The organism is Acinetobacter sp. GW821-FHT01C12 (genome assembly GCF_059422625.1).
In genome coordinates this window covers 87168-112943 of the sequence record NZ_JBWKXD010000011.1, presented here as the reverse complement: position 1 = coordinate 112943, position 25776 = coordinate 87168, and the positions used below count along the sequence as shown (strand labels likewise).

Genomic DNA, 25776 nt, shown 5'->3' with positions numbered 1-25776 from the left:
AGCTAGGTCGGCTATACTACTCTCTATCTCTAAAAAGTCAATCAATAATGTTAATTATTTTTTCTAACAAACCCAACCCTAACCTCATCTTAAAATCTCAATTCGAAATCTTAACAACTTAATCAAGTACCTGATTTATCAGAAGTTTTATTTAACATCACCGCCGATGGATGTGCATTCTACAGCATTCCATAACCAACACAACCCCTTTTTTTAATTATTTTAATTGTTCGAACAAATAATGTTCGTTTATCATATTTATTCACACTTTTTAATCAAATTTGCTTTAATACATATGCAATAACTACTGTTAGAATACGATTATGAAGTCTTTAATATAGCTATATCGTTATCGACTACTTTTACTTTAAGAATATTTCAAGGAATTCTATGCGTCCTTATCATGTACTTTGGGCTTGTTTACTTAGCATTGGTCTGACTAGCCATGTATTTGCTCAAGACGAATTATCTGCTCAAGAGAATTCGGACAATGCTGTTTCTACAAACTCTGATTCAGATGATAAGTCGTCTCAAGAGAATTCTTCAGCACTAGAAAACGAAGCAGCTTCTAAACACCCAAGAATTGAAGCCCTTAGAGAGCTTAAAAACATCACAAAAAATGACTTAAAAGTGAATGCCAATGCAGCACAACCAGATGCTGTAAAAGATCCACTACAACCATTGAACCGTGAAATTTATGCATTTAATGACATGATCGACCGTAATGTTGCTCGACCTATTGCTGTTCAGTACAAAGCAAAAGTGCCTGGTGATGTACGTTCTTCATATAGTTTATTTCGTAAAAACTTAAGTGAACCATGGAATGCAGTCAACCAACTTGCTCAAGGGCGTTTTAGTCGTGCAGCCAAGTCTCTAGGTCGTTTTACCATTAACACCGTCAGCTCTTTAGGTTTAGCTGATCCTGCAACTCGCTTAGGTTTAGCAACTGAAGAAGAAAGCTTAGGTACCACATTAGGTTACTACGGTATTCCAAGTGGTCCATATGTCATGCTGCCTATCTTAGGGCCAAGCACACTTCGTCACTCAGTTGATTATGTTGCTGAAGGTTATGCCAATCCGCTTACCTATCCAATGGATAACAACCATCAAACAGGTTTAATCTGGAGTAATCGTGCTTTAGGTGGGATTAATACCCGTTCTAAACTTCTAGATGTTGAAAGTGTATTGCAAGGTGATCGTTACTCAGCAATTCGCGATATCTATTTACAACGTTTAGCATTCCAAATTGCTGAGAAAAAAGGCCGTGGACAGGAAGCTGTCGCATTTGTAGATGATGATGAGGACGACAGCAATCATCCTACTGATACAAACGCAGACAAATAACCACAATATTTTGTTAAACTTATTTGCTAGTAATTCATATGGTTTTACTAGCATTGTGGTGTCATCTATAGTAAATCTACTGGATAATGCTTTTATACCGATTAAGGATCATTCATTTCTTCTATGTATTTCATTCAACCCAGTCGCCAAATTTCAAGCTTAGAACAAGTATTAGATACGCTTCCTAGCTTGCAGATGATTACCATTGAAGACATTCATCGTTATGATCCAACAATTATTGCAATTGCAGACGTCCACGATTTTTTACAATACCAATGGGCTTTGCCTACCATTGTCATTGCACAAGAAAATGAAGGAAGCGAACTTTCTCAAGCATGGGAACTTGGCGCTCTTGCTGGTTGGATCTGGACCAAGCTTCCAGCCAATCTTGAAGATTCTTTATTAAAAATTGATGCACAATATAAACGTAATCAAGATAGCCGTGACCTACCTTCTGCCGCAGAACTACAAAAGAAACTTCTTCCAAATCCAATTGAACTGCAAAACTATAAAGTTGAAACGCTTTTCCAGCCTTCTGCGTATTTGTCAGGTGACTGGTATGACTACTGGAAAATCAGTGATAAAGAAATCATGTTCTATTTGGCCGATGTATCGGGTCATGGGGTAACCAGCTCCTTACTGACATCTTGGATGGCTGCCTTTCATGGTCGCTCGAAAACACCAAGGGAGTTGATTAAAAAACTCAATGGTATGCTGGTTCAAGAAAATATTGAAAAACATATCACGATGTTAGCTGGCATTCTAAATTTAGAAACACATGCTTTAAAATGGTCAAGTGCGGGACATTACCCTCCCCCCATCATTTTTGAACCCAACCAAGCCCCTCGTGTCTTGAATACCAGCAGTTTTCCTTTAGGACTCACAGAAGACTTAGAGGTTGAAGAATTTCAATGTACCTTAACCAAGCATGCCCGGTTCATTATTTGTTCTGATGGTGCCCTTGAACCATTCTCAGGTGGTTTGAATGAACAGTTCTCACAATTGGTCTATCATTTGCAAAATCAATCATTCCGCGCACCAGAACATGTAGCAGATGACATTGCAATCCTCAGTCTCCGCAGAATGAATTAACAATACAATCAAATACATATAATAAATTAGACTAATAACCTATACGCAAACGCTTGAGTATAGACTTGCGCTATGTGATAATTTTCCTATCCTTCTCTGCAAATGGCATTTATATGTCAACAGGTCATGTTGAATATGCAAGCTTGAATGGAACGCATATTTTCAAACTTATTGGTGAAGTGCGAGCCCAATCTTGTATTAGTTTAGACAAACTTTTGGCAAGGATTGAACAACAGAAAAACGTCATTGGCGCAATTGTTGATTTAACCCAAACCACATTTATTGATAGTACAGTTCTTGGAATACTTGCCAAGCTTGGCTTAAAGTTGAAACAAGTACACCACATCCAAGCGGTGATGCTGTCCACAAATCCAGATATTACCACTCTAGCCAATAGCATGGGCTTAGGGCAGGTTTTTGTCATTTTAAATTACTGTGGTGACCCTCAAGTGTGCACCAATGCTTTGATTGACGATAATGTTAATCACAGCACAATGCTGTGTACCGTTCTCGATGCACACAAAACATTAATGAAGCTCAATGAAAACAACCAAAATATGTTCGAGCCATTAGTTAAACAACTTGAAAAGCAGCAAGATACAATGGAATGTGTATCTTCAAACCAGCAAAACGCTTAATAATTTCAAAATTGCTTTATCAGGGATAGCCCATGACTTTACTTTCCGTTGTTCAAATGAACTCTCAAAATGACATTGAAGCAAACTTCAGTGTGATTGAGTCGTTGATACAACAAAGTAAAGCTGATGGAGCTTCTTTGATTGTGTTTCCTGAAAATTTTGTCTGCTTTGCCGCAGGTAAACAACGGGAAACTGCTGCACGTTTTGAAGAAATTCAAAAGCGTTTAGAAAACTTAGCACATCATTATCAAATATGGATTGTTGCAGGGACATTGCCTTGCCCTTTCCGTCCAGATGGTTCAATTATTGCTGACGGTCGAGTTCGTACTGTCAGCCTATGTATCAGTCCAGAAGGCACTGAAGCACGTTATGACAAAATTCACTTGTTTGATGTACAAGTGGGGGATGCTGTTGGTGGGTATCAAGAATCTCAGTTTTTTGAACCAGGCAGTGATGTTGTTGTCGTAAAAACACCTTTTGGACAAATTGGTTTGATGGTTTGCTACGACTTACGCTTTCCAGAACTTGCACTCACCTTGAGAGCACAAGGTGCAAATATTTTGACTGCACCAGCTGCATTTACCTATACCACAGGTCAAATGCATTGGCAGTTATTACTTCAAGCACGTGCGATGGACAGTCAATGTCATGTTTTAGGTGCAGCACAACAAGGTTGGCATGGTGAAAAACGTCAAACTTGGGGACATGCTGGCGCAACCAATAGTCGTGGGCAGATTTTAGCGATTACAGATGCAGAAGGCGCGCAATTGATGACGGTACCTTTTGACTTGAATGAGCAGCGCTCAATTCGTGAAACAATGCCTTTAATGCAACATCGCAAATTGATGTCATTCTAAGTCTGTATTGCCATTAATGACTTTTATTTCCTGAACAAGACAAAACAACGTTATACTTGTGAGGCGTAATATCTTCACGAGACAAGCATGCAACAAGACTATTCAAACTTAAATCTTGATCATCAACTCTGCTTTCTTGTTTACTCTACAAACTTAGCATTAAATCAACTTTATCGTAAATTACTCACACCACTAGGACTGACCTATCCACAGTATTTGGTCATGTTAGTGCTTTGGGAAAAAGATGGTCTAACTGTGTCTGAAATCGGTGAAAAACTCTTTTTAGAATCATCTACCCTGACCCCCTTACTCAAAAAATTACAAAGTAATGGTATTGTTAACCGCGAACGTTCTACGAAAGATGAACGTCAAGTGATTATTAGCCTCACTGCTCAGGGCCATGCGCTAAAATTAAAAGCCGTGGATATTCCATTACAAGTTGCTCAAGCCAGTGCCTGTGATTTAGACAGCATTACTCAATTGAAAGATCTTCTTTCAAACTTACGCGAAAACATTTCAAAATAAAGTTATCAAATTTTACACAAACGCTACTTGTTTAAATATTTATATCGTATACGATATAATTGAACGCAATCAAAAATGGATGATTTCCGATGTCTTTAGAAAAAGTGGTTTATACAGCACATGCAAAAGCAACTGGCGGTCGTGATGGTCGTGCAACATCATCAGACGGAATTTTAGATGTTAAATTAGCAGTGCCTAAAGAAATGGGTGGTGCTGGTGGCGGTACCAATCCTGAACAACTTTTTGCAGCAGGTTATTCTGCTTGCTTCCTTGGTGCGATGAAGTTTGTTGCGAATCGTGATCATTTAAAAATTACCCCAGATGTTTATATCGAAGGTGATGTTGGTATTGGTCCAATCGCTACTGGTTTTGGTATTCAAGTGACTTTAAATATTCATTTAGAAGGTTTAGAGCAAGAAGAAGCACAGAAATTAGTAGATGCTGCACATATCGTTTGCCCATATTCAAATGCGACTCGTGGCAATATTGATGTGACATTAAATGTGATTGTTTAATGTTATGATTACCCCTACCTAAAAATAAGTTATTTTTAGGTAGGGGTAATGCTTACTTTTATTTTTCTGGTTGACTTTTTATGTACTGGGCAGAACTAAAAGATAAAATATATTATTGCGATGGTACTCAGAGAAACCTTTATATATTCGATACTAATATTGACGACCTAAAAAATGGACTGTCTTTGTAAATGAAAATTATAAAATCAAATGGTTTAACCAGCAGACACAAAAGAATGAGAATCAAATTAATTTTGAAGTCCTTCAAGAGTGCTTGAATGACACCCACAATCTATCTATGTTCACATGTAAATCTCTATTTAGATAACATTCAAATCAATAATTATTTGTTCTTAGTAGACAAAATTGAAAATGATATTAATCCAGAAGAAATTAATTCGCTACAAGATCATTAAAAAATCATTAACTACATGATTAATATTTCGAATTTAATAAATAAGCAGATTATTTTAACACCTGAGAATCAACCAGAAACTATACTTATAAAAGTAACTAAAGGCTCTATAGAATTTATAGCTTAAATTATAAAGCCTAAAGCATACTCTGAGAAAAATTTAAAAAGCTAGACAAATAGTTTTCAGTTACTCAGCCGCTTCATTGGTGACACGTAAAACCTCTTCCATTGTAGTTTTACCCGCCAATACTTTACGTAAACCATCATCTCGAATTGAACCTGCATCTTTACGGGCATATTCTTCAAGCTCATATTCTGCTGCATTACCATGAATCAAACGGCGCATCTGCTCATCAATCGGTACAATTTCATAAATCGCAGTACGTCCTGTAAAGCCCGTATGGGAACAAAAATCACAACCATTCGGCACAGGCAGTTTTAAATTCGATTCTAAACTCACAGGTTTAAACACATCTTTTTCAAAGTCATCTGCTTCACGCCATGTATGACAATGAGAACACAATGTCCGAACTAAACGCTGGGCAATCACCCCAATCAATGAACTGGATAATAAGAAGGGTTCAATCCCCATATCTTTTAAACGGGTCACAGCACCAATTGCAGTATTGGTATGTAGTGTAGACAAAACCAAGTGACCTGTTAAAGACGCTTGAACTGCGATTTCAGCCGTTTCCAAATCACGAATCTCACCCACCATCACCACATCTGGATCTTGACGAAGCATAGCTTTTAACGCTCGGGCAAAGGTCATATCCACTTTGGTATTCACTTGAGTCTGCCCAATCCCTTCAAGTTGATACTCAATTGGATCTTCAGCAGTGAGGATATTTTTAGAACCATCATTCAAATCAGAAAGCGCAGCATACAAAGTCGTCGTTTTACCCGAACCTGTAGGGCCAGTGACTAGAATAATGCCATGTGGACGATGAACCAATTGCGTTAAACGTTCATAGTCAGGCTTCATTAAACCCAAATGAGTCATGTTGAGTCGACCCGCTTGTTTATCCAACAAACGCATAACGACACGTTCACCATGCGACGATGGCAAGGTTGAAACACGGACATCGACTTCACGTCCTGCAAGACGTAAAGAAATACGACCATCTTGTGGGATACGTTTTTCCGCAATATCGAGTTTTGCCATAACCTTAATACGCGATACCAACAATGGCGCAAGTTCACGACGAGGTTGTACGATTTCACGCAATTGCCCATCTACCCGTAAGCGAACAGATAGTTTCTTTTCAAAAGCTTCAATATGAATATCAGAAGCCCCGACTCGAATCGCTTCAGACAATAAAGCATTGATGAGTCGCACGATTGGTGCATCATCTTCCTGATCCATCAAATCTTCAGTTTCAGGAATCTGATCGGCCAGACTCAATAGATCAGGGTGATCTTCAAGACCAGCGGCAACCTGTTGCGATTCGCCCGTTTCACCAGCATAGCTTGAACTGAGCATGTGATTAAACTCAGTTTCATTACATAATTGATGTTGTGCTGTACGACCGAGATAGCGGCGGGCTTCCTGAATCGCAATTTGTGCGGTATCCTGACGGCGAACAATAAAAACTTGATCACCTTCATAACGCAACAGCACTCCATGCCGTTTTGCAAAACTATATGGTATTTGTAATTGTTTGAGAACTTGCATTACAACTTATATTAATGATTTAAATTGCTTTGAGTGTACTCTATGCTCATGACAGCGTGAAGTCTGTTTGTTAAAGATTTGATGATGATTTTATGAATGGGATAAACACTTTTGTCTAAGAAGAAAGAACATCTGGAACCAGAACTCCCTGATTTAAAGTGGTGGGGAGAACAACTGTTTGAATTGAACCAATCCAAAGCATGGCAATTTGGTTCTATGATGATGCGCATTACTCGTGGTTTACAAGAATGGCGCTTGGAATATTATCGTCCAAAATTCCAATATGATTATGAGCAGCAATGGCATAAAATCCATGATGTAAATTTTGGTTTTCCTGAACCTGTACATGTTGAACGCTATATGTTTCGCGAGACCCATAAAGCATTTCAACTCATGCCGCGTTTAGCTGACCGCTCTGTGGTGATTCGTCCTGTCGATCCAATTTATATTCCGGCAGGCCAACGCGGCACACTCTATATCAGTACACCTCTGTGGATTTCAGGTTTTGTGCAAGCCCAAAAAGAACCCTTATTTGATATTCCTGTAATTTTACCTAAGGATACATGGTTTGGCCCTGATCACCGCACAGGTGAAATGTGTTATGCCACCTCAGTTGACGGTCGTACCGAATTAAATTTATTACGTCCACGTGCCTTTCGTGCAGTAACACCAATTGATTTTCACAATGTCAGTAGTCATCAGCTTCGATTTGACCGTATGAATGTACCAGTTCCTGCACTGCCTTTATTTTATAGTGAAAGCACAGGACGTTTATGGACATCACAAATCAAGGTTGTTTATGAAGGCAATGATCGCCCTGCCCGTGTAAGAATTGAAAATCGTACACCACCTTTAGCCGGCGAAGTAATTTATGTACATCCGCCACGCTCACCAGGCGGCGCTTTGTTCAATATGTTTGATTCATTTTTCTAAGGGATGAGGTAAAAATGGCTGAATCCAATATTCCCAAAGACATTGCCAATAGCCTAAAAGGCATCTTTACCAATGTAAATGTCGACCGCTTAAGTGAAATTGCTGTTGCTCTGATCCTTTGCTTTGTGGGTTTTGTACTGGCACGCGTCATTTCCAACACTTTTATCCGTACCATCGGTGCGCGCTTTAATGCGCATCAACGATTGGTTTGGCGTAGAGGTATTTTTTATTTTATTTTCTTACTGTTTGTGATTGCCAGCTTAAAAGAAGCGGGCTTTAAACTCAGCGTATTTTTAGGCGCAGCAGGGATTTTAACTGTTGCATTGGGTTTTGCCTCACAAACTTCTGCATCGAACTTAATTAGTGGTTTATTTTTAATTGGCGAAGGCTCCTTCGAAGTTGGCGATACGATTCAAATCACCCTGATTCGTGGACATACCATTGAAGGTGAAGTGATTTCGATTGACTTACTTTCAGTGAAACTTTTGACCATGGACAATGTCTATGTACGCCTCCCCAATGAGCAATTGATTCGCGCCCCCGTACATAACCTATCAAAATTTCCGATACGGCGATTGTCGATTACAGTTGCAATTAACTTTAATGAGAACATCAATAAAGTCCGTGAAGTTTTAATTGATGTTGCCAACGATTACCCGTTGGTATTAGCAGATCCTAAACCGCGTGTAACTGTTTCTGCCTTTGGAGAATCCTCCATTGAAATTTTATTTGCGCTGTGGTGTATGCAAGCAAACTACTTACAAGTCAAAGATGAAATTCATGAGTTAATCCGCAATCGTTTTGTGGAAAATCAGATTGAAATTCCTGTACCTAAAATTGGTTTTGTAGATCGTCCAAATCCAAATGAAGTTCTTCAAAATGAAGATATTGACGGTTATGCCAATAAGCAGGATTTAAAATTAGAGCAACAACAAGATAAACAGCTTTAAGCAGACCAAAACGATAATCTAGAAAACAAGCGTCCCTCATTTATGATTGAGGGATTTTTATTTTCAATTACAAAATATTCATCAAGTTTTAAACCATGAGCTGATAAATTAATCACTTCAAAACAACAAAATGGACAATCACAATGCAACTTAATCACTATTTAAACTTTCAAGGTCAGACGGAAGCTGCTTTTAATTTTTATAAATCTGTTTTTGGCGGTGAATTCTCATTTTTAAAACGTTATTCCGAACTGCCCGATGTCCAAGTGCCAGACCAAGAGAAAAACTATATTTTACATGTTTCTCTGCCGATTAATGAATTTACTGTATTGATGGGTTCAGACACCAGCGAGCAGTTCTGTGCACCTAATAGTGCGCCATTTAGCAAAGGCACCAACCATTATATTTCAATCAACTTAGAAGCTCACGAAGCGGATGAAGCTCAGCGATTATTTACAGCACTCTCTACCAATGGTCATATTGAAATGGCACTAGAACCTACATTTTGGGGTGCTTTATATGGTGCTTTCACCGATCAGTTTGGTATTCGCTGGATGGTGAACTGCCAACTGAATGAAGGATAATGAACAGAATATTGCGATAGCCTATTGATTGACAATGATATAGGTTATATTGCTATTACGATAACAACGTCATTTATAACAATATGATCACTGGTCTTACCCATACCCTTCTGATTATTTTAATCACACTTGCGATTTCTTTTATTGCTTGGCAACAACGCAATGTAATGAATCGTTTAATTTTCAATGTTTCAGCGATTAAGCATGGTCAATATGATCGATTTTTAACCCATGGTTTTATCCATAAAGATGGTATGCATTTATTTTTCAATATGTTTACCTTGTACTTCTTTGGGCGAAATGTTGAATGGTTTTTCCGTGGTTACTTAAGTGGTATGGGCTTTGTCTTATTTTATTGTAGCGCCATCATCATTGCTGCGATTCCCAGCTATTTGCATAATCGAACCCTAAATTCCTATCGAAGTTTAGGGGCTTCGGGTGCCGTTAATGCAGTGTTATTTAGTGCGATTCTGTTTAACCCTTGGAGCATGATTTATATCTATATTTTACCTGTACCCGCAATTATTTTTGGGACGATTTATTTATGCTATAGCCTGTATGCAATCCGTTCAGGACATTCGCCATTAATCGACCACCGCGCGCATATTGCTGGTGCAATCTATGGTTTCTTATTTCCTTTACTGTTAGAACCATCATTAGCTACAGCATTTTTCTATAAATTTATTAATTCGCCATTATTCTAAATTTCATATGGATTCAGTGATATCTAAACTTCTCTGTAAGGAAGTAAGACCTCAATATTTGAAAATTGCGCAATGATCTTAAAAGCGTTCTATCTTGAGAGAATAAATACGACTAACTCAATCTCATCAATACTATAAAAGTTGAATCCTTAGACCCAACTTTTATATTCTTAACATTTGAAATTAATGTTGATCAAGTCGAAATGAGGTCATGGTTAATGAACCAGCAACGGCTTGATCATTAAAAATATGTAACTCATCTTTCTCTTCCTGTAAGCCTAAGGCATATAACATCGGATAATAGTGATCAGGTGTGGGGATCGACAATAAAAACTCAGCACCTTGCTTTTGCCAGTCAATTAAAGCTTGATGGTTATGCGTGGCTAAGAAATTTTTCATCTTTGCATCAGCTTCTAAAGCCCAATCATAACCATAATGATCATCAAATTTATCAAAGGCAATTTTGCTTAGGTTATGTACGAGATTACCACTGGCAACAATCAATACCCCTTTACGACGTAACTGCGCTAATTGTTTAGCCAAGTCATAATGATATTGGGCACCTTGACTATAGTCGACACTCAATTGAACAACAGGAATATTGGCTTGTGGGAATACATGACATAACACGCCCCATGTTCCGTGATCTAATCCCCAACTATGATCATGATGAATTTCTATACTGTGAATTGCTTCAGTTGTTGCCTCAACCAAAGCTTTATTTCCAGTAGCAGGATATTGCACATCAAACAAAGCTTGAGGAAAACGACCAAAATCATGAATGGTTTTCGGTTGTTGCATTGCAGTGACGGCAGTACCACCTTGGGTAAGCCAATGTGCGGAAATACATAAAATTGCTGTGGGCTGTACGTCCATTTCTGCACCAATGCTGTTCCAAGTACGGGTAAAATCATTGGTTTGAATCGCATTCATGGGTGAACCATGTCCCAAAAATAGTACAGGCATGACTTCAGTATTGGGTAAAGTTGCGTTCCAGCCTTTGAGTAGCGATAAGTCACCCATTGTTTGATTTAACATTTCATCCACCATGAATCATCTTTGTTTAATTATCTGCTGTTCATTGTTGTAGATATATAGACTTTTCCAGCCTACAACATTGCAAAAATGCAACGATGATTTTTTGGTAAATGCTTTTAAGTAGAGAAGGTTTTACGACCTAATGATGTTATGTTGAATCAATGTTGATTTGGGCACGATACAAATAAAGCCGAATACCAATTTATATCATTGAAATCATATTCATAATAAGCAATGGCTACACCAGCTTTAACTTGAGAACAATAAAAAGCCGAACTTTCGTTCGGCTTTCATTTCAAAATCAGTACTTAGAGCAATCAAGCACCTGTTTGATAATGTGCTTTTGGTACAGCTGTAGAGGCTTGGTAAGGATGAGTAAAATCACCTAAACCTGCTGCTGCCTCATGGATATCTTTACCTTCTTTTACAACAAAAGTATCGAAACCAGAACGCTTCATATAGTTCAAAACATCTTTAAACACATCGCCTGTTGCCCGAAGATCGCCTGTATAGCCTTGGCGACGTAACAACGCAGCAAATGAATAACCACGACCATCATTAAAACCAGCAAAATCAATAAAGATCGCATCTAACTGATCTAATGGAAACGCATTGGTTTCAGGTGAAGCATCTACGGTAAGAAATAGTGCTTTTTTCCCCGTCACATTCGCAAGCTGGTCCAACTGCTCAACAGTCAACAACACATCACCTTGTGGCAATACACCATCTTCAGCAATGATTTGATAGGTATTGTCTGCAACAGTGCCATCTTTAGAGAGGACTTGAAGTGCGGTATTAAGCATATGCGCGCTCCTTAAATGGTTGAATACCCACTCGACGATAAGTTTCAATAAATTCTTCACCTTCGTTACGAAGATCAAGATAAGTATTTAAAATTTCATCAATAATGTCAGGTACAGATTCTGCTGCAAATGATGGTCCTAAAATATCACCAATTGAAGCATCATGGTCTGCATTTCCACCTAAGGTAATTTGATAGAATTCAGCACCTTTTTTGTCCACACCCAAAATGCCGATGTTGCCGACATGGTGATGACCACAAGCATTCATACAACCTGAAATGTTCAAGTCGATATGGCCTAAGTTATAGACTGTATCTAAATCATCAAAACGGCGTGTAATGGCTTCAGAAATTGGAATAGATTTGGCATTTGCCAATGAACAGAAGTCACCGCCTGGGCAGCAAATGATATCGGTAATAAAACCAATATGTGCCCGAGCAAGATTATTCTTTTCAAGCGTTTGCCACAATTCAAATAAATCTTTCTGTGGTACATCAACCAATGAAATATTTTGTTCGTGTGTGGTCCGTAATTCTCCAAATGTATATTTGTCTGCAAGATCTGCAATCAAATTCATTTCTTCAACAGTCATATCACCTGGTGCAATACCCGCACGTTTCAGTGAAATAGTGACAATACGATAGCCTGCAACTTTATGTGCATTGGTATTGATATTGAACCACTGTTTAAACTTTGGATATTCAGCAAATAAGCCACTGAAATCTTCATCTGCATAATTTTGATAATCAAACGGCATAAACTCTTCGTCTAATTTTTGCAAAATTTCAGGTTGAACTTTCAATGTTTTAATTGTTTCAGCAAATTCAGCTTCAACTTTTTCAGCAAAAACTTGTGGTGTTAATGCTTTAACTAAAATTTTAATACGAGCTTTATATTTATTGTCACGGCGACCATGCAAGTTATAAACACGCAGAACCGCTTCTAAATAAGCAATTAAATCTTCACGTGGCAACCACTCACGAATCATAGAACCAATGATAGGTGTACGGCCTAGACCACCACCCACTTTGATTTTATAACCCAACTCACCCGCTTCATTACGAGTTAAATACACCCCAATGTCATGGAATGAAGTTGCTGCACGATCAATTTCTTCAAGTGCAGAAACTGCAATTTTGAACTTACGTGGTAAAAATGCAAACTCAGGATGGAATGTAGACCACTGACGAATCAATTCACACGTTGGGCGTGGATCTGCAATTTCCCCAGCAACAACACCAGCATATTGGTCAGTTGTGGTATTACGGATACAGTTTCCTGAAGTTTGAATCGCATGCATCTGAACAGAAGCTAAACCTTCTAGCATATCAGGCACATTTTCTAGCGCAGGCCAGTTAAACTGAATGTTCTGACGTGTCGAAACGTGTGCATAACCACGGTCATATTCTTTGGCCAACTCTGAAACTTTACGTAATTGTTTAGAGTTCATTAAACCGTAAGGTACAGCAATACGTAGCATTGGCGCATAACGCTGTACGTATAAACCATTTTGTAATCGTAATGGACGATACTCATCTTCAGTGAGTTTTCCAGCTAAATAACGTTCCGTTTGATCACGGAATTGTGCAACACGTTCATTGATCAGTTGCTGATCGAAATCAGTATATAAATACATGGCGTACAGCTAGTAGTTTCATTATAACGATGCACAATATAACGAGTATTGATCTATCAAAGAAATGCTTTTTTTCCATATTTTATAGCGGTTTTATTGATAAGCATTGTGCAAAGATCGAATTGGCAATGCTTTACGGGCAAAGCATGCTTTTATTACGTTATGGATGTTTTTCTTCATTGCTTATCTTTATTTTAGATAATAAAAAAGAGCATATCGAATATGCCCTCTCTTTGATCACAGCTATCATCTCAATACTAAACTTATTCAACCCTGTAGCTAATTTATCTTATACAGGATTGATTAAGATCAATGCCCAAAGCTGGGTTTACCAATTTTGAATTAATCCTCTGGTTTCTGCTGCTCATCACTATTTTCTAGTTTGTCTTCGGCAATTTTTGCGGCTTCATAACCTGCAAATGCGCCAACTGCTTTTTCTAGAAAGCCAGCATCAGGATCTAACTTATCGACACTTTGCTCAGCAATCACTGCACCTGCAATTTTACCTAACTCATCTAATAAACCGCTCATTGATCACACTCCGCAGTGTTTTGTTTGAGTTTTTAGTCTATGTAAACTTGTTGAAAACATTGCGAAGTTTCTGTTGTTACACTAACTAGATTATGAGAGAGCAATGCAATGATTGATGTCAATTTTTTAAAATTAAGATCCGCTTAATCTTTTAAGGCTGCAATACAGCGCCCTTTTTAAGCAGATCAAGCGATGACAACTCAGATAGTCAAATAGGTATTCTCCCAAACACTTTGGTCAAGCTCTGTATGAAAATCAGCATTCAAATCTACTTCAATCAATTGCACATAACGGCCATATACCTGATCTATCGCCAGACAATCATCGACCTCTAAAACTCGATCAGTGTGTGGTTTTTGCCAATGCCCTGCAAAATACTGTTTACCCTTGGCTTTCGCTTCAATCGCATCTTGAGCAACAATCAGGATATAGCGGTGTAACTCACCGAACTCATTTGCATCATAGCCGCCTAAATTAATCAGCCAAAGCTTCTGATCTGATGCATTGGGTTGCGCATCAGTAAAATGTATTTGATATTTCTTATTTTCAAACACTAAAGCCTGTAATTTTTGCCATGCGTCGATGTGTAAACCCTGTTGCTCACCAAACCACGCATTTTTTAATTGAGGATAAACATCTTCAAGCGAATCGCCTACGGCAAGAACCACATCATGAACTTCAACATTGGCACGTGCATGACGACCACCCAACATAACGATAAATAAACTAGACATATTCAGTCACTAAGTTAATGTTTGAACAAGTTTTAATAATAAAATTCCACCCACAGATAATACGGCATTGTTCAAAAAATGAATGAGTAATACATGCCAAATATTGCGTGTCCACAAATAGATCAGATTTAAAAATAAACCTGCACTCATAAAGCTGATTGTCGCGATTAAATTTCCATCAAAATTATGATAATGGATCAGACCAAATAATATAGAGTTCAATATAATCAGTACAATGCGCCATAACCACGGTTGGATAAATAACTTTTGCAATAAAGTATAGCGAAACACAGTATCTTCTAAAAGCGCAGTAAATAGTGGCCCCAAGCTAATCACCAACAGACTGAGAAAAGGAATATGTTCAGGATCAATCAGGTCTTTTTCTTGTGTACTCGGCCCGAGGGGTAAAAGCTGACGTGTCAGTGAGATCACCACTTGTAGCACGATTGCACCAACCACCACCAAGACACTTGAGCGCCAAAAGGCCTGTTTATACTTTTGCCAATGTGTAAGCAACATTTCCTTATATAAGTAGCACACTAAAATAAACAGCACGCCTCTTAAAATGGTATCGCCCAGACTAACAGCTATCGAGATTCCAAATATTTTTTCTAAAATAAAGCCATTTAAAATAATTAAAGGGATGATACAAATCGCAAATGTGTCTTTCCATCCCCAGACAATTTTTTCAGGAAAAGGTTCAGCTCGAACCCGTTGTAAAAAACGCATATAAAAAATTAACCGATTATTTTCGGTAAATTCTGGGTAATTTAGCTCATGATTTCCATGTGCTTTTTGTAGAGTTTCCCCATGATTCTGTCTAGTCCAGAAATAAAAAAGCCTCTATAAAAGAGGCTTTTAAATTGATCGAGTAAGATGAATTACATCTCAACCATTTCAACACCATCAATACGCGCAACAGTCATTAAGTCTTTGTCACCACGACCCGATACCGTCGCAATAATAATTTGATCCTTCGACATTGTTGGCGCGAGTTTAGTCACATAAGCCATTGCATGTGAACTTTCCAATGCAGGAATAATCCCTTCAATATGAGTCAAATCACGGAAGCCTTGAAGTGCTTCTGTATCATTAATTGGCACATAATTCACACGATGCATGTCTTTTAAGAAACTATGTTCAGGACCTACACCAGGATAATCCAAGCCTGCTGAGATTGAATGTGTTTCAATAATCTGACCTTGCTCATCTGACATTAAATAAGTACGGTTGCCATGTAAAACACCAACATGACCTGCATTTAATGGCGCTGAATGTTTACCTGTTTCAATGCCTAAACCTGCTGCTTCAACACCGTACATTTTGACATCTTGATCATTTAAGAATGGATAGAACAAGCCCATTGCATTTGAACCACCACCGACACATGCAACCAAAGCATCTGGTAAACGACCTGCTTGCTCTTGAATTTGTTTACGTGCTTCACGACCAATAATCGACTGGAAATCACGTACCAATTGAGGATATGGATGTGGACCTGCAACCGTACCAATCACGTAGTAAGTCGAATCTACATTGGTTACCCAATCACGCATCGCTTCGTTCATGGCATCTTTTAATGTTTTAGAACCACTTTCTACAGGCACAACCGTTGCACCAAGCAAACGCATACGGTAAACATTCATGGCCTGACGTTTTACGTCTTCAGCACCCATGAATACCACACACTCAAGACCTAAACGCGCGGCAATTGTTGCAGTCGCCACACCATGTTGACCTGCACCCGTTTCCGCAATAATACGTTTTTTGCCAGAAAGCTTCGCAAGTAGCGCCTGACCAATGGTGTTATTGACCTTATGTGAGCCTGTATGATTTAAGTCTTCACGTTTAAGATAAATTTGCGCACCACCCAACTCTTTCGACCATCGCTCAGCATAGTAAAGCGGACTAGGACGTCCGACATAATAAGCGAGATCACGGTCGAATTCTGCCAGAAACTGCGCATCATCTTTCATACGGAAATAGAGTTTCTCTAAATCCTCTAAAGCTGCCATTAAAGTTTCTGACACAAAACGTCCGCCATGGATACCGAAATGCCCGTTTTGATCTGGGAATTGGGTATAGTCAATCACACTATTTTGTTGATTACTTTGCTGATCCACGTTGGACTCCTTGCATAAATCGTTCTACGAGTTGTTGGTCTTTGATACCTTTTGCGGATTCTACGCCTCCGCTGACATCGACTGCATACGCTTGAGTCGTTTGTATAGCGTCTTCAATATTTTCAGGTTTTAAACCACCTGCCAAAATTAAAGCAATATCGAGTTTAGGGAATTGAGACCAGTCAAAACTGTGTCCAGTCCCTCCTTTCAGTTCAGGATGCCATGCATCTAAAAGCATAGCACTCGCGCCAGCATGTTGGTATTGCTGAATTGTCGTAATAATATCTGAATTTTTTGCATCAGGTTTAATCTGAATGGCTTTGTACCAACGGCGCTTATTATACTGTGCGATCTGCTGACATTGTTGTGCAGTTTCATCACCATGAAACTGAATAATATCCAAAGGCACTTGTTCTAATACTTGTGCAATGTCTTGTGCACTGGCATTAACAAATAATCCAACAATGTTGATATACGGTGGGATAAGTTGTGCCAATTGCTGAGCCAATTCAATCGTGACATAACGTGGACTAGGTTCATAAAACACAAAACCAATCGCATCCACACCTGCTTGTACAGCAGCTTGAATATCCTGTGGTCGTGTAATCCCACAAATTTTGGCACGGGTACGCATAGCTTTGAACTCGAATTTGTTCAGATCAAACTGATTTTTTCAGTATTTTAAGCAAATCATTGTAAAGCAAATTTATTCACTTGCGTTAAAGTTCTATAGGATTATCTGTTTTACATTGTTTATACACTAAACAAACTTTATACTGCACACAAATGCAACAAGTCTAGCTTAAGGCTTTGGGAAGTTGGTGGAAATCCAACACTGCCCCCGCAACGGTAAAATGAAAATATTATTCTTTAATAAGTCAAAAGACTTACACCACTGCAATGTTTTGTGGGAAGGTGGAATAATCTGAACCGCTTTAGGTTCTATATTTAAGTCCGGATACCAGCTTGTTGTGCCCTTAAACTCAATCATTCACGGGGAGTGAATGTATGGAGCATATCATGTCTGTTATTTTTAAACCTACTGCACTTGTAGGTGCTGTCGCTATTGCGATGGGGTTATCTTCTACTGCTTTTGCAGATACTTCTTCAAATTCAGAAGCAAATTCGAAACTTGATACAATCGTTGTCACAGCATCTCGTACTGAGCAAAAAATCAGTGAAGTTCCTGCTCGAATCAATATTATTGAGCCGAAGATTCTTGAACAATCACCAATTGCATCTTTACCACAACTGTTACAAACAGATGCATCAATCAATATGGTACAAAGCGGTGGCTATGGACAAACAGCTGCTATTTTCTTACGTGGTACAAACTCTAACCATACTTTACTTTTAAGAGATGGCGTTCGCTTAAACTCAAATACTGCTGGCTCTGCATCTTTACCTTTTATTGATACAACAGATATTAAACAAATTGAAGTATTAAAAGGACCTGCATCAGTTTTATATGGTGCTGATGCGATTGGTGGTGTAGTTCAGCTGATTTCCAAAACACCTGAAAAAACGGGTGCTTTTGTTACTGGTGAAATGGGTGAAAATAACACCTATAAAGCAGTAATTGGTGCTGATCTTGCTCAAGATGGTTTTTATGCTCAAGTTCGTGGACAACGCCTAGAAACTGATGGTACTCCTGTAACAGATGCAAAAAACAACAAGAAAGCAAGTTTTGATCAAAAGGGTTATAGTGCAAAAATAGGTGTTGAAAAAGAGCGCTATGCAGCCTCAGTCGATTATAGTGAAAATCAAGGCTATAGCGATTATGACAATTACGGTAATCTTGTTTCTCAAGATTTTAAAAACGAAATCATTAATGTAAAAGGTCGAGTCGATATTTTAGATAATGTCGCACTTCATGCCCGACTTTCGCAATTTAAAGACAATATTGAGCAAAATAGTTCTCCAGATTATGTACATAGTACAACCCAAGAAGCTGAGCTCTATACAAAATGGCAACTGACACCTGCTCAAAACATTTTATTCGGCTCAACCTTTAAAGATATTAAAGGTGATGTTTATTCGAAAAATCTGTTTGGCGGACAAGATGTTAAATACAAAGAATCTGTAGATACTATTGGCTATTTTGCACAGCATCAATATCAACACAATGGTCTAGAAACTCAAGTCGGTATTCGTGTAGAAGACAACGATAAGTTTGGTACACACACAGTGGGTCAAGGTGCTGTCCGTTATCAAGTTTTACCACTTACAAGCATCTATGCAAATGTAGGATCAGCTTTCCGTGCACCAACAACCAATGATTTATATGCAATTTCTTGGGGAGCAAATCCTGATTTAAAACCAGAAGAAAGCTTTTCTTATGAAATCGGTGTCGATCAAAAACTCAATCATAATATTGATTTAGGTTTATCTATCTATCGCAATAAAGTAGACAACCTGATTAGTTATCAGGCGGGTAAATTAGTTAACGTAAATAAAGCAACCTTTACTGGTGGTGAAGCTTCATTTAAATGGCAACAAGATAAACTCTTTTTAACTACAACTTATGCTTATGTTCAAGCAAAAGATGATGAAACTAAAAAAGATTTGACTCGCCGACCACGCCAAAGTTTAACTCTAACTACAGGTTGGGATGATGGCGTATATGGTGTTTCTGCATCTGTCGTCGCAAAATCTAATTCAAAAGATTTTGCAGATTATCCATCGACTACACCAACCACAACGCCTGGTTATGTTAGTACTAATGTCAATGCTTACTGGCAAGCGACTCCAATGATTAAACTCTTTACCAATATTGAAAACATTGGTGATGTTAATTATAAGACAGCATACAACGGTAGTGGTGTTTACTACATCAACGGTGGTCGACTTGCATCTGCTGGGGTAACTTTCCGCTACTAAAAGCGACACCCAAAAAAAATATCTAAAACAGCGCAGTTTATGGATAATGTTTTGACCGACATTATCCTTTTTTATTCTCTATCTTTTCATTTTTATCTAGGACAAAATTATGGGACATCGTTTAAGTAAAATTTATACCCGTACAGGCGATTCAGGTACCACAGGATTAGGAGATGGTTCTCGCGTAGCGAAAGATGACTTACGTATTACCGCTCTCGGTGATGTAGATGAACTAAATTCTATTGTTGGTGTATTACGTTCACAAATTTCAATGAGTAACATCGTCGATAAAGCCCATTGGGATAAATCACTGAGCTTGATTCAACACTGGCTATTTGATTTGGGTGGTGAAGTCTGTATTCCTAACTACAACTTGCTCCAACCAGTTTGTGTTGAATTTCTTGAAAAGGAAATCGACAAAATGAATGAAGACTTACCAATGCTTAAAGACTTTATTCTACCCTCTGGAACTTTAGCATGTAGTTATGCACATCAAGCACGTGCTGTATGTCGTCGAGCAGAACGTAGCTTAATGACTGTACACAGTCGTGATCAAAATATTCAAGCAACTGCTCTACAATTAATTAACCGATTATCCGACTGGTTTTTTGTAGCTTCACGCACCTTACAACGCGCAGAAGGCGGTAGTGAAGTGCTTTGGCAAAAGAACATCAATGACACGATTTAACGATAAATCACTGTCTAAAAGTAATTTTTTAACAGTATGATAAAGTCAAGTTATTGCTAAAAGTAAGACTTAAACGATTACTATACAGATGAAAGTGAGTATGTGAGTTCATTATGAGAATTATCGGACATCGTGGCGCGCGTGGTGAAGCACCTGAAAATACCCTAGCTGGATTTCAATATATTCACGATTTAGGTATCCGTGCAGTTGAATTCGATGTTCGACAATTAAAAGATGATGAACTCATTATCATGCATGATGATAATTTTTTAAGAACAACTGGAATAGATCAAGCACTGTATGATTTAAACAGCGCTGAATTAGTGGCCTATAACCAAGCCAATATCTGGATGGATTGGGAAAAACAAATTACCCCAACCTTAAGCCAAAGCCTAAAGATTATGCAGGACTTTGAGCATATTGAAGTTGAAGTGAAAGCTGTAGAAACATTGCAACACGCTGAAAAACTCATCATCGAATTACAAAAACAACTGCAAGGTTTTGAAAATATTGCAGTGATTACCAGTTTTGATTTAAAAATACATCAAGCCTTACAACAGCAAAACTCAAGTTTTAAACGTGGTCTACTGATTGAAGATGACATCCAACAACGTGCGATCGAACAGGCATTACAACTGGGATGCTGCCAGATTGGATGGATGAATCAATTGGCAACAGATGAGCTCATTCAAGCAACTCAGCGTGCAGATTTGGACATCAGTGTTTGGACTGTCAATGATATTGAGCGTGCTAAGCATTTAAGAGATTTGGGGATCAATGGATTAATTACTGATTTCCCCAAAATGATGCAGCTTGCCTTAGCACAAATTCAATAACTCAAACGCCCTTAATAACACAATAAAGTAGAATTTTATTTTGAACTTTAGAGAGTCCCAAAATTAAAATTTAACTTGAGAATCAATTGTCTAACCCCCTAAAAATCAAATTGGATAAGGCAGAAAAATTCTTACACTATTTTGACATTTAAATACGACGTTTTAACCATTCATTTTTTTCGATCAAACCGCTAGAATTCATGTTTTATTCTGTTACTGTTTTATACAATACAGATGTACACTAATACTAGTGAACACATGTTCGCCCATGATAATATCTGTGAAAGTATAGCCTAGAAAAATGCTGAAGCTATGCGTTTAACTTTACCTGATTAAGGTTCTTAGGAGTGCTGTTGGAGATGAATGCTCCCCTACCCAAAGCCCCAATAAATTGGATCGGTGTTTTTGCCTTGGTGTTTTTACCCCTTGTGGCAGTAATTGCGATCCCTTTATATGCCTACCACCATGATTTTAGTGCGGCAGCTTGGATTAGTTTATTCGTTTTACTCGGTCTCAGTAGTTTAGGTATTACTGCAGGTTATCATCGCTTGTGGGCACATCGTGCATACGAAGCGACTTTACCACTTAAAATCATTTTGATGATCATGGGAACTTTTGCTGTTCAAAACAGTATTTTGTTCTGGGCTTCTGGTCACCGTACCCATCACCGCCATGTGGATGATGTAGATCAAGATCCGTATTCGATTAACAATGGTTTTTGGTACGCTCATATTGGCTGGATGTTACGTAATTATCCTGCTGCTGAATCAAATTATAAAAATGCACCTGATTTGTTGAATGACAAAGTGGTTATGTTCCAAGACAAGTATTATGTTCCACTTGTGATTGCTGTACATGCTGCGATTTTAGTTCCACTGGGTTGGGCTGTAGGTGACATGTGGGGCGTATTACTCTTAGGTGGTTTGCTCCGTTTAATCATTAGCCATCATGTAACATTCTTCATCAACTCACTCTGCCATATGTGGGGCAAACGTCCTTATACTGACGAAAATACTGCACGTGATAACTTTGTTCTTGCCATTGCAACTTGGGGCGAGGGTTATCATAACTATCACCATATTTTCCAATACGATTATCGTAATGGTGTGAAATGGTGGCAATATGATCCAACAAAATGGTTGATTTGGTCGTGCTCTAAAATCGGTTTAGCCAAGAACCTACGTCGTATCCCAAGCTTCAATATCAAAAAAGCGGAATTGGCGATGAGATTTAAATATGCTGAACAGGATTTAGCGATTTATGGTCATAACGTCAATGCAGATATTATCGCGATGAAACAAAAAGTATCGCAAGAATATGAAGCATTCACCAATACATTAAATGATTGGGCTGCATTAAAAGAACAAGAGCTACAAGCGAAAAAAGCATCTGTTGCTGAAAAGATCCACCAAATGGATGTCAAACTTAAAGTTGATTTCCAATTGGTCGAACAGAAACTTGCTTTCCATCGTGAACGTTTAGAAACATTGATGCGTGGAATCAAAAAGAACGTTGTTTCTTAAATTCTCAATACACATCAAAAGCAAAGCTCCGAAAGGGGCTTTTCTTTTATCCATTTTTTACAGGCATTCATACTGAGAATATTGAGAGAAAATAATATGCAAATTAATAACATCCCCTTTGGCATTACCAACTGGGCAGAAGTTCCAACAACGCGCCATGAGGGTGAGCAAGGCTTTGCACTTTGGCGCACACAGCAATTTGACAATATTCGAGTGCGAATGGTCGAATATTCTGTCGATTATTTGGCTGACCACTGGTGTTTAAAAGGTCATATCCTGTTTTGCTTGGAAGGTGAGTTGCACACTGAACTTGATGATGGACGTACCTTTACCTTAAAAGCAGGGATGAGTTATCAAGTTGCAGACCAAGCTGAAGCGCATCGTTCTTCTACCGCATTTGGTGCAAAGCTATTTATTGTCGACTAAAACAGTCGACATTATCTCAACAGCTTAAAACTTTGCTATATTGAGAGGGACAAGTAAAACCATTGTGACCGATCGCTATGCAATTTGCCCCACGTTATCCATCTCTCGATTCAAAGCTCTACCATGAGCAAATGCCTAGCCCACTGAAAGGTGCAAAGGCTGGGCATTTTAATGCTGCGCTTGCGGATGAATTACAATGGTCTGAAGATGAAAAAGCCCAATGGGTCGAGATTTGTAGCGGACAAAAAACCTTTGCTGAATTTCATCCCCTTGCCATGGTTTATGCAGGGCATCAATTTGGACAATGGGCAGGTCAATTGGGGGATGGGCGTGGCCTATTGATAGCGCAAATTTTAAATCGAAAAGGTCAAACCATTGACCTACATTTAAAAGGTGCAGGCTCAACCCCCTACTCTCGTATGGGAGACGGACGTGCTGTATTACGTTCTGTGATTCGTGAATATCTAGCGGGTCATGCACTCAATGCACTAGGAGTTCCTTCAAGCAATTCCGTAGGCTTTACTTCTTCAACCCAAGGCATACAACGAGAAAAACTTGAACTTGGTGCAATGATGTTACGCACTTCGGATTGCCACATCCGTTTAGGGCATTTTGAATGGATTAATCAATATCAGCCTGAATTACTCACTGAATTTACCCAAAAATGTATTGAATGGCACTATCCACAATGTTTGAGTACTGAACAGCAAAGGTTTGAAGACACTGTTCTAGCATTTGCAACGCAAGTGATTCAAAACACCGCTGTCATGATCGCAAAATGGCAATTGGTGGGTTTTGCACATGGGGTTATGAATACAGATAATCTCAATATTACAGGTTCTACCCTCGATTTTGGCCCTTATGGTTTTATGGAGCGTTTCCGTCCCAATTGGATCAACAATCATAGTGATTACAATGGTCGTTATACCTACCAAAACCAACCGAGTATTGCACATTGGAACTTATGGAATTGGTTAAACAATTTAATTCCACTGGCACAAGCAGAAAATAAAGAACAATTTAAGCAAGACCTCGTCGAATGTTTAGAGCATTTTGAACCGACCTTTCTAGAACATTATACCTATGGGCTATGCCAAAAACTTGGACTACCCAGCTTCCACAAAGATAGTTTTGATTGTGGTATGGCATTTTTAAGAATTCTACAAAGTGAGCAACTCGACTATACCGACAGTTTTCTTCGCTTACAGAATAAAGAATATGAAGCCATTAAAGATGATTGCCTAGATCACTTTCAATTTGAAAACTTCTTGACGCAATATCACAATATTCGTGAGCAGCAAGATATTGATGAACTTGATGCGGAAATGAAAAAGGCCAATCCAGTCTATATTTTAAGAAATCATATGCTACAAACAGCCATTGAACAGGCTGAACGTGATGATTTTTCTGAGGTTGATCGCCTATTTAAATTGCTTAGTCAGCCATTTACCAAACAAATAGATCTAGAAACAGCCAAAGACTTAGCACCTTTACCAAGTGATGTTCCTGAAGTGATGGTGAGTTGTTCGTCTTGATCAAATAAATTGCCGAATCACTTTAATTGATCTGACTCATCATAGTTACCCACAATTTCTGTGGATAAACTTGTGTTTATCCACAGGATAAATCCACAATCACAAATTAACTACAGCTTTTGTCTTTAGAATGCATAAAATTTAGGCAATACAGAGTTTTACAACATTAGTATTCTAAAATGAATAAAAAATACCTCACTTCATGTTTGATTCTTTTGGCTATAGCTATAGCAAGTGTCTGGACTTATCAAAAATATAATCAATTTATTCCAACCGCAAATGCTGCCATACATGTGCAGAATTTATCTGAGCAAGAGATTCAACGTCTTCGTCAAAACACGCCAATCACCGAAGTTAAAGTTTATAAATCAGATCGTATTGTTAAACTCATGCATCATGATCAAGACATACGAACATATCCAATGCGCTTAGGCTTTGATCCTATTGGACATAAAGTTAAAGAAGGTGATGGAAAAACTCCTGAAGGTCGTTATATTCTAGATTGGCGTAATCCCAATAGTGCATTTTATAAATCACTGCATGTGTCCTATCCAAACCAACAGGATAAATCTAAAGCCAACCAACTTGGCGTTTCTCCTGGTGGCGACATTATGATTCATGGTTCAGCAACACACTCACAAGTGGAAAAGCTGCCTAGTTTAATGACCTACTTACCTAGAAATGACTGGACATGGGGGTGTATTGCCGTTAGAAATATAGACATGGATGAAATTTGGAAGCTGGTCGATGATGGAACAGTGATTAGCATTTATTCATAAAGAATATTTTAA

General features: G+C 38.4%; 26 protein-coding genes and 1 riboswitch. Of the genes, 17 read left to right on the top strand and 9 right to left on the bottom strand.

Annotation, left to right across the window (positions count from 1 at the left end; translation table 11 throughout):
• Window positions 1-390 precede the first annotated feature (390 nt).
• From AC07WY_RS18730 to AC07WY_RS18705, 6 genes are all read left to right on the top strand, one after another.
• Window positions 391-1344: an MlaA family lipoprotein gene (locus tag AC07WY_RS18730; protein WP_419335967.1), complete on the top strand. Its 954-nt coding sequence runs from the start codon at window positions 391-393 to the stop codon at window positions 1342-1344.
• A gap of 123 nt (window positions 1345-1467) precedes the next feature.
• Window positions 1468-2436: an RsbU family protein phosphatase GigA gene (gigA, locus tag AC07WY_RS18725; RefSeq protein WP_004725998.1), complete on the top strand. Its 969-nt coding sequence runs from the start codon at window positions 1468-1470 to the stop codon at window positions 2434-2436.
• A 113-nt stretch (window positions 2437-2549) separates the two neighbouring features.
• Window positions 2550-3074: an anti-anti-sigma factor GigB gene (gene gigB / locus AC07WY_RS18720; protein ID WP_016539397.1), complete on the top strand. Its 525-nt coding sequence runs from the start codon at window positions 2550-2552 to the stop codon at window positions 3072-3074.
• Window positions 3075-3106: 32 nt separating this feature from the next.
• Window positions 3107-3931, top strand: coding sequence for a carbon-nitrogen hydrolase family protein (locus AC07WY_RS18715; protein ID WP_494736907.1), 825 nt, complete (start codon window positions 3107-3109; stop codon window positions 3929-3931).
• A gap of 87 nt (window positions 3932-4018) precedes the next feature.
• A complete protein-coding gene (locus AC07WY_RS18710) occupies window positions 4019-4456 on the top strand; it encodes a MarR family winged helix-turn-helix transcriptional regulator (RefSeq protein ID WP_105714376.1) in 438 nt (145 codons plus the stop codon).
• An 89-nt stretch (window positions 4457-4545) separates the two neighbouring features.
• Window positions 4546-4971, top strand: a complete 426-nt coding sequence (locus AC07WY_RS18705; protein ID WP_004817050.1) for an organic hydroperoxide resistance protein — start codon at window positions 4546-4548, stop codon at window positions 4969-4971.
• Between the two features lie 602 nt (window positions 4972-5573).
• Here AC07WY_RS18705 and gspE read toward each other — a convergent pair.
• Entirely contained in the window at window positions 5574-7061 is a 1488-nt protein-coding gene (gspE, locus tag AC07WY_RS18700) for a type II secretion system ATPase GspE (RefSeq protein ID WP_004725986.1), read from the bottom strand.
• A gap of 111 nt (window positions 7062-7172) precedes the next feature.
• Here gspE and AC07WY_RS18695 point away from each other — a divergent pair, with 111 nt between their 5' ends.
• The 4 genes from AC07WY_RS18695 to AC07WY_RS18680 all read left to right on the top strand — a co-directional run bounded on the left by AC07WY_RS18695 (window position 7173) and on the right by AC07WY_RS18680 (window position 10232).
• Window positions 7173-7994, top strand: coding sequence for a DUF432 domain-containing protein (locus AC07WY_RS18695; protein ID WP_004725984.1), 822 nt, complete (start codon window positions 7173-7175; stop codon window positions 7992-7994).
• A gap of 14 nt (window positions 7995-8008) precedes the next feature.
• The gene (locus tag AC07WY_RS18690; RefSeq protein ID WP_004725982.1) at window positions 8009-8944 is read left to right on the top strand and encodes a mechanosensitive ion channel family protein; all 936 of its coding nucleotides are present in this window, start codon (window positions 8009-8011) and stop codon (window positions 8942-8944) included.
• Window positions 8945-9087: 143 nt separating this feature from the next.
• Window positions 9088-9528 (top strand): VOC family protein, encoded by a 441-nt coding sequence (locus AC07WY_RS18685; protein WP_494736906.1) that lies wholly within the window; start codon window positions 9088-9090, stop codon window positions 9526-9528.
• An 83-nt stretch (window positions 9529-9611) separates the two neighbouring features.
• Complete coding sequence (locus AC07WY_RS18680; RefSeq protein ID WP_494736905.1) at window positions 9612-10232, top strand: rhomboid family intramembrane serine protease; 621 nt, start codon at window positions 9612-9614, stop codon at window positions 10230-10232.
• A gap of 183 nt (window positions 10233-10415) precedes the next feature.
• Here AC07WY_RS18680 and ygiD read toward each other — a convergent pair whose 3' ends face one another.
• The 8 genes from ygiD to AC07WY_RS18640 form a co-directional block, all read right to left on the bottom strand.
• Entirely contained in the window at window positions 10416-11282 is an 867-nt protein-coding gene (gene ygiD / locus AC07WY_RS18675) for a 4,5-DOPA-extradiol-dioxygenase (protein WP_035371919.1), read from the bottom strand.
• A gap of 305 nt (window positions 11283-11587) precedes the next feature.
• Window positions 11588-12073, bottom strand: a complete 486-nt coding sequence (locus AC07WY_RS18670) for a DUF934 domain-containing protein (protein ID WP_056512359.1) — start codon at window positions 12071-12073, stop codon at window positions 11588-11590.
• Window positions 12066-13709: a nitrite/sulfite reductase gene (locus AC07WY_RS18665; RefSeq protein ID WP_004725972.1), complete on the bottom strand. Its 1644-nt coding sequence runs from the start codon at window positions 13707-13709 to the stop codon at window positions 12066-12068. The genes AC07WY_RS18670 and AC07WY_RS18665 overlap by 8 nt, the downstream gene beginning before the upstream one ends.
• 342 nt (window positions 13710-14051) lie before the next feature.
• Window positions 14052-14240, bottom strand: a complete 189-nt coding sequence (locus AC07WY_RS18660; protein ID WP_262086996.1) for a hypothetical protein — start codon at window positions 14238-14240, stop codon at window positions 14052-14054.
• A gap of 200 nt (window positions 14241-14440) precedes the next feature.
• The gene (locus AC07WY_RS18655) at window positions 14441-14974 is read right to left on the bottom strand and encodes a DUF1543 domain-containing protein (protein WP_494736904.1); all 534 of its coding nucleotides are present in this window, start codon (window positions 14972-14974) and stop codon (window positions 14441-14443) included.
• A gap of 9 nt (window positions 14975-14983) precedes the next feature.
• Entirely contained in the window at window positions 14984-15703 is a 720-nt protein-coding gene (locus AC07WY_RS18650; RefSeq protein ID WP_494736903.1) for a CPBP family intramembrane glutamic endopeptidase, read from the bottom strand.
• Between the two features lie 152 nt (window positions 15704-15855).
• Window positions 15856-17097 carry a tryptophan synthase subunit beta gene (gene trpB / locus AC07WY_RS18645; protein WP_004725964.1) on the bottom strand — a complete coding sequence of 414 codons (1242 nt, stop codon included), beginning with the start codon at window positions 17095-17097 and terminating at the stop codon, window positions 15856-15858.
• Window positions 17081-17731 carry a phosphoribosylanthranilate isomerase gene (locus AC07WY_RS18640; protein ID WP_262086999.1) on the bottom strand — a complete coding sequence of 217 codons (651 nt, stop codon included), beginning with the start codon at window positions 17729-17731 and terminating at the stop codon, window positions 17081-17083. The genes trpB and AC07WY_RS18640 overlap by 17 nt, the downstream gene beginning before the upstream one ends.
• A gap of 142 nt (window positions 17732-17873) precedes the next feature.
• Window positions 17874-18081: riboswitch (cobalamin riboswitch) on the top strand.
• 36 nt (window positions 18082-18117) lie between these two features.
• Here AC07WY_RS18640 and AC07WY_RS18635 point away from each other — a divergent pair.
• The 7 genes from AC07WY_RS18635 (at window position 18118) to AC07WY_RS18605 (ending at window position 25764) form a co-directional block, all read left to right on the top strand.
• On the top strand, window positions 18118-19977 hold the full coding sequence (locus tag AC07WY_RS18635; RefSeq protein WP_494736902.1) for a TonB-dependent receptor plug domain-containing protein: 1860 nt from the start codon (window positions 18118-18120) through the stop codon (window positions 19975-19977).
• A 109-nt stretch (window positions 19978-20086) separates the two neighbouring features.
• Window positions 20087-20665 carry a cob(I)yrinic acid a,c-diamide adenosyltransferase gene (locus AC07WY_RS18630; RefSeq protein WP_262087002.1) on the top strand — a complete coding sequence of 193 codons (579 nt, stop codon included), beginning with the start codon at window positions 20087-20089 and terminating at the stop codon, window positions 20663-20665.
• 113 nt (window positions 20666-20778) lie between these two features.
• Entirely contained in the window at window positions 20779-21501 is a 723-nt protein-coding gene (locus tag AC07WY_RS18625) for a glycerophosphodiester phosphodiesterase (RefSeq protein ID WP_494736901.1), read from the top strand.
• Window positions 21502-21860: 359 nt separating this feature from the next.
• Window positions 21861-23024, top strand: coding sequence for an acyl-CoA desaturase (locus AC07WY_RS18620; RefSeq protein ID WP_004725954.1), 1164 nt, complete (start codon window positions 21861-21863; stop codon window positions 23022-23024).
• A 96-nt stretch (window positions 23025-23120) separates the two neighbouring features.
• Window positions 23121-23450, top strand: coding sequence for a DHCW motif cupin fold protein (locus AC07WY_RS18615; RefSeq protein WP_004725953.1), 330 nt, complete (start codon window positions 23121-23123; stop codon window positions 23448-23450).
• A 77-nt stretch (window positions 23451-23527) separates the two neighbouring features.
• The gene (locus AC07WY_RS18610) at window positions 23528-24985 is read left to right on the top strand and encodes a protein adenylyltransferase SelO (RefSeq protein ID WP_419335949.1); all 1458 of its coding nucleotides are present in this window, start codon (window positions 23528-23530) and stop codon (window positions 24983-24985) included.
• A gap of 179 nt (window positions 24986-25164) precedes the next feature.
• A complete protein-coding gene (locus AC07WY_RS18605) occupies window positions 25165-25764 on the top strand; it encodes a L,D-transpeptidase family protein (protein WP_419335947.1) in 600 nt (199 codons plus the stop codon).
• The last annotated feature ends 12 nt before the right edge of the window (window positions 25765-25776 follow it).

Bases quoted from the DNA above. Each gene is read 5' to 3' on its own strand.
- AC07WY_RS18715 (WP_494736907.1), top strand. From the start codon at position 3,107: ATGACTTTACTTTCCGTTGTTCAAATGAACTCTCAAAATGACATTGAA.
- AC07WY_RS18685 (WP_494736906.1), top strand. From the start codon at position 9,088: ATGCAACTTAATCACTATTTAAACTTTCAAGGTCAGACGGAAGCTGCT.
- AC07WY_RS18730 (WP_419335967.1), top strand. From the start codon at position 391: ATGCGTCCTTATCATGTACTTTGGGCTTGTTTACTTAGCATTGGTCTG.
- AC07WY_RS18635 (WP_494736902.1), top strand. From the start codon at position 18,118: ATGTCTGTTATTTTTAAACCTACTGCACTTGTAGGTGCTGTCGCTATT.
- AC07WY_RS18615 (WP_004725953.1), top strand. From the start codon at position 23,121: ATGCAAATTAATAACATCCCCTTTGGCATTACCAACTGGGCAGAAGTT.
- AC07WY_RS18625 (WP_494736901.1), top strand. From the start codon at position 20,779: ATGAGAATTATCGGACATCGTGGCGCGCGTGGTGAAGCACCTGAAAAT.
- gigB (WP_016539397.1), top strand. From the start codon at position 2,550: ATGTCAACAGGTCATGTTGAATATGCAAGCTTGAATGGAACGCATATT.
- gigA (WP_004725998.1), top strand. From the start codon at position 1,468: ATGTATTTCATTCAACCCAGTCGCCAAATTTCAAGCTTAGAACAAGTA.
- AC07WY_RS18680 (WP_494736905.1), top strand. From the start codon at position 9,612: ATGATCACTGGTCTTACCCATACCCTTCTGATTATTTTAATCACACTT.
- AC07WY_RS18660 (WP_262086996.1), bottom strand. From the start codon at position 14,240: ATGAGCGGTTTATTAGATGAGTTAGGTAAAATTGCAGGTGCAGTGATT.
- AC07WY_RS18670 (WP_056512359.1), bottom strand. From the start codon at position 12,073: ATGCTTAATACCGCACTTCAAGTCCTCTCTAAAGATGGCACTGTTGCA.
- AC07WY_RS18710 (WP_105714376.1), top strand. From the start codon at position 4,019: ATGCAACAAGACTATTCAAACTTAAATCTTGATCATCAACTCTGCTTT.
- AC07WY_RS18650 (WP_494736903.1), bottom strand. From the start codon at position 15,703: ATGCGTTTTTTACAACGGGTTCGAGCTGAACCTTTTCCTGAAAAAATT.
- AC07WY_RS18705 (WP_004817050.1), top strand. From the start codon at position 4,546: ATGTCTTTAGAAAAAGTGGTTTATACAGCACATGCAAAAGCAACTGGC.
- AC07WY_RS18665 (WP_004725972.1), bottom strand. From the start codon at position 13,709: ATGTATTTATATACTGATTTCGATCAGCAACTGATCAATGAACGTGTT.
- AC07WY_RS18630 (WP_262087002.1), top strand. From the start codon at position 20,087: ATGGGACATCGTTTAAGTAAAATTTATACCCGTACAGGCGATTCAGGT.
- gspE (WP_004725986.1), bottom strand. From the start codon at position 7,061: ATGCAAGTTCTCAAACAATTACAAATACCATATAGTTTTGCAAAACGG.
- AC07WY_RS18610 (WP_419335949.1), top strand. From the start codon at position 23,528: ATGCAATTTGCCCCACGTTATCCATCTCTCGATTCAAAGCTCTACCAT.
- AC07WY_RS18640 (WP_262086999.1), bottom strand. From the start codon at position 17,731: ATGCGTACCCGTGCCAAAATTTGTGGGATTACACGACCACAGGATATT.
- ygiD (WP_035371919.1), bottom strand. From the start codon at position 11,282: ATGGTGGATGAAATGTTAAATCAAACAATGGGTGACTTATCGCTACTC.
- AC07WY_RS18690 (WP_004725982.1), top strand. From the start codon at position 8,009: ATGGCTGAATCCAATATTCCCAAAGACATTGCCAATAGCCTAAAAGGC.
- AC07WY_RS18605 (WP_419335947.1), top strand. From the start codon at position 25,165: ATGAATAAAAAATACCTCACTTCATGTTTGATTCTTTTGGCTATAGCT.
- AC07WY_RS18620 (WP_004725954.1), top strand. From the start codon at position 21,861: ATGAATGCTCCCCTACCCAAAGCCCCAATAAATTGGATCGGTGTTTTT.
- AC07WY_RS18655 (WP_494736904.1), bottom strand. From the start codon at position 14,974: ATGTCTAGTTTATTTATCGTTATGTTGGGTGGTCGTCATGCACGTGCC.